General features: G+C 66.3%; 3 protein-coding genes. All 3 read right to left on the bottom strand.

The features are described from left to right. Positions 1-2: 2 nt before the first annotated feature. Genes BST44_RS28845 through BST44_RS28835 form a run of 3 tightly spaced genes read right to left on the bottom strand, consistent with a single transcriptional unit; the run spans position 3 to position 3,791 of the window. A complete protein-coding gene (locus BST44_RS28845) occupies positions 3-464 on the bottom strand; it encodes a DUF6262 family protein (RefSeq protein ID WP_007172469.1) in 462 nt (153 codons plus the stop codon). Then, positions 454-2,739, bottom strand: coding sequence for a tyrosine-type recombinase/integrase (locus BST44_RS28840; RefSeq protein WP_225325992.1), 2,286 nt, complete (start codon positions 2,737-2,739; stop codon positions 454-456). Before BST44_RS28840 ends, BST44_RS28845 begins: the two co-directional genes overlap by 11 nt. Continuing rightward, on the bottom strand, positions 2,709-3,791 hold the full coding sequence (locus BST44_RS28835; protein ID WP_033717226.1) for a tyrosine-type recombinase/integrase: 1,083 nt from the start codon (positions 3,789-3,791) through the stop codon (positions 2,709-2,711). The genes BST44_RS28840 and BST44_RS28835 overlap by 31 nt, the downstream gene beginning before the upstream one ends. Positions 3,792-3,925: the final 134 nt, after the last annotated feature.

Here is a 3,925-nt window from a genome sequence, read left to right as displayed (position 1 = left end):
CGTTATCTTGGGCGGGCTCGACTGTTTGGGGGCGTGATCTGGGTGTTTGTGTCGTGGACGGTGTCCGTGATGTGGGTGTCGGCGATGCGGTTGGCGCGGAGCTGTCCGTGCAGGAGTGCGATCTGGTTTCGTAGTTGACGGTTTTCGTTGTCGAGTTCGCGGATGCGTTCGTGTGCGAGGGTGAGGCGTTGGCGCAGGGAGGCGTCGGAGCCGCGCTCGACTGGGGCAGGTGGTGCCGGCTCGGGCGTCTCCGATATGGCGGTCAGTCGGCGGAGTTGGTCGCGCAGTGCGGGCTGGGCATACAGCCATGAGCGGGAGACGCCGGCGAGGGCGGCGATCTGTGTGATAGTGCGCCGCTGGCCGGTTTCGCCGAGTTCCTGCAGGGCTTGCCGGGCGCGTTGGAGGGTGTCGGCGCGGCGGCGTTGGGCAGCGGCGAGGAGGTAGTGGCTGTTGTCATGGCGCATCGGATGGTTCCTTTCCGCAGCATGTTTCGCTGCCCGCTGCAGCGCACCGGCAGTCGCGTTGGTCGGTTTCGAGGGTGGCGATGATGGTAAGCAGGTTGGTTTCGACGGTGTGGTTCATCTCGGCCAGGCGGGTGTGGCCGTCGGTTTGAGCACGCGAGATCAACGTGCGGGTGTCATCGAGCTGCTTGCGGTGTTGGGGTAGGAATTCGGCGGTCGTGATGAACAGCGGACAAGTCAAACATGCGTTGGCGTGCGGGCACGATTTCTGTAGTGGCAGACCACAATAGCCGTTGGGCAGCGCTATTTTCGCGCGTGCAAGGTTCTGCTTCATCCACTCGCCATCGGCGAGGGGCCCGTCGACGGTGATGTCGACCGGCTCACCGTGGATGTTGATCTTCTGGGCGCGTTCCCACTGCTCTCGTATGGTGGTGTCGGCCAATCGGGCATACACGGCGGTCATGGTGTGGCTGGTGTGGTCGAGCAGGCGTCGGACCACTTCCTGCGGCACCTCATGGTTGATCCATCGTGTGGCCGCCGTGTGCCGGAACTGATGAGCGGTGATATGCGCTGGCTGACCGAGTTCATCTGTGACACCACATGTTTCGAGCCACTGCCCGAGCTGGAGGTGGAACGTCACGGTGGGAATGGGCAGCCGTCCGTCGGGGTTGGCGCTGCTGCGCGGCAGCAACACGGCGGTGGTTGGAAACCGCTGCCGGGTGCGCTCCTGCTGCGTCTGGATCATGGCGGTGAGTTCGTCGTCGATGGGCACCACCGCGTCGCGGCGCATCTTATGGTTGCGGTAGCGCAAATAGACCGCGCCCTGCGGGTCGCGAACCAGACAGTCCAGCGCCAGCCGGGTGGCGTCGCCAATGCGCAGGCCGGTGCGGATGAGGACCTCCACCAGCAGCCGGATCCGCGGGTCGCTGATCCGGTCGAGGTTGGCCGGGCTTTCCAACTGGCCCATGACGAACTCGGGAATCGCCCGCGGTGCCGGTGTCTCGTCACGGCGGGGCTGGTCGCTGGGATACAGCTGCGCCTCGGCCGGCAGCGATGCCCACCGGTGCTGGCGAACGGCATTCAGAAACCCGGTCACACAGCCGATCTCGGCGCTGCGGGTCTTCGGTTGTGGGATCTCAACGGCCAGTCGAGCCAGGTAGGCCTCCAGCGCTGCCCGCTCGAGCGCACCCGGGCCCGACGAGCTCGCTAGTCCGGGCATGAACTGCGACAAACGAACGAGCGCGAGGCGATCACTGCGTAGCTGCCCCAGCCCGACTCCGCACGACATGCGCCACCGGCACCATCGTTTGGCCAGCTCTCGAAGCCAGACTGGGTGCACCGCAGTGAAATCCAGTTTGGCCCCGTCATGGCCGGAAACACCGAGCCGCCGTAGCCGCCACACGTCACGCTGGTATTCGCTGTCCCAGCCGGTCCCGTCGCGCAAATCGAGCACGCACTCGATCGCGTAACCGAGGAACGCGCGCGGGGTGTTGACCGACGCCGCGGCCGGCAGCCCGGCCAGCCAGTCGGCCAGCGGACGATCCAGCAGCGACTCGGCCCCGGTTGCCGACAAGTGGTCCAGCAGCGGCTTGATCGATCGCGGTGTGGTGCGGGTTCGGTTCAGGTCGACGCGGCATTGCAGCGCGTAGCCGATCTCCAGCCGCAACTGCGGCCGCAGCGGCCGCAAGTCGAAGCGATCCTCGCCGTAGCTGGCGCAGTAGGCGATGAACTCCGCCGCCGACGGGCGACCACGCAGCCGCCACCGCCGGTGGTGGGAATGACACCACCCGGCGTCCAGTTCGGCCCACAACATGCACCCCGGGATGGCGCACACCGCTGCCGGCGTGCCGGCCACGTCCGGCTTCCACCGATCCACCACTGGGCGTCCGGCCTTGTCCCAGGCGTGGGAATGCGTGTAGCACAACCGATACCGATGCTGCCCGAAGCCGCAACCGGGCACCAGGCACGATTGCAGCGGCCGGTACCCCATCACCTCTGGATCAGCGGTCGCCGCCCACGCCCGTCGGTCATCCGGGCGACCCGCCTTTCTCCACCGGCCCAGATGGGCCGGGCAGAGCCCGGCGTAGCGACTCGAACGCACACACCCGGGCACCGCGCATGCCGGCGACCCGAGAATCGGATCCGCGACGGCGGGCACCAGCACCTCGACCCGGAACTCCGCACGCACCGCTGCGCCCAAACGCGCAACCCAGCCGGGCTCAATCGGCGGCGCCAGCACCTCGACGCTCACCACGACCCATCCCGGTCCGCCAGCCACCCCGCGGCCACCAACGCGCGGCGGGTGTCCTCGACCTTCAGATGCGCGTACGCGTCACTGGTCGTCGCGATCGACGCGTGCCCCAACAGATGGGCCACCACCTCGACCGGCACCTGGCGGCGCAACAACTCTGTCGCATACGAGTGGCGAAAAGTATGCGGCCCGAACATGATTCCGGTCCGCTCCCGCAATCGGCAGACCAAATCGTAGACGCTGGCATACGTCAACGGATACCCAATAGGACCGGACCACAAGTTGACGAATACGTAATCGCTGTCCAGCTCGCCGTACTCGCCATGCAGATAATCCGCATACAGCCGGATCACCGCGCCCGGCACCGGCACCTGGCGACCCCCGCCCTTGGCTCGGGCACGATTCGTATTCACCCTCGGCACCACCGTCACCAGCCGAGCAGCCGCATCGATGTCGCTGTGCCGCAACCCCAACGCCTCACCAACCCGCAGCCCGGATGCAGCCAGCAGAGAAAACAGGAACCGATCCCGCAGCCGATCACAGGCCGCCACGATCGCCGCGACCAGTTCCGTGTCCAGCGTGTCCGGGATGCGCCGCTGGGCCCGTAACCGGATCCGCCTGCTGCGCTCCGGTCGAGATCCCAGGTGCGCCAGCAGTGGTCGCCACGATCCACCATGTCCCTTATGCCGCTGCCAGGTCGTCAACAGATCACCCAGGTCCACTCCGTGGCGCTGATGGAATTCATAAAACGCCGAGATTGCCGATAGCTTGCGGTTCACCGTGGCCTCCGAGCACATGCTCTCCGCCGTCGGCAGCGCTGACACATTGCCCACTCGCCCCGCCGCGGGTAGTCGCAGCCACGCCACGAACCGGCCCACCTCCTCCAGTCGCACCCGCGACCACACCAGGCCGCCCCGATCGAGGAACTCGAACCAATCCCGCAGATCATGGGCATAGGCCTTGACCGTGTTCGGTGAGCGCTCGATCGCGTGCAGATGCGACAAGAACGCCTCGACCGGCTCCACCACCACCGCATCCTGATCCACCAGCGTCCACGATTCGCGGTCGCCGAACGGCATCACCACCGACTGCACCCGCAGCCCAGGACTCGTCACAGACACCGAAGATAACTGGTCCACAACGCATTTCCCGGCATCTCCGAACGCGTGTCGTCTACATGGTGAACAGCTTCCTCACGGCCTCAGATAACCAA

The sequence above is a fragment of the Mycobacterium scrofulaceum genome (genome assembly GCF_002086735.1).
Taxonomy (GTDB): domain Bacteria; phylum Actinomycetota; class Actinomycetes; order Mycobacteriales; family Mycobacteriaceae; genus Mycobacterium; species Mycobacterium scrofulaceum.
Note: the sequence above shows the minus strand (reverse complement) of the source record. Positions and strands in the feature narration are given on the sequence as shown.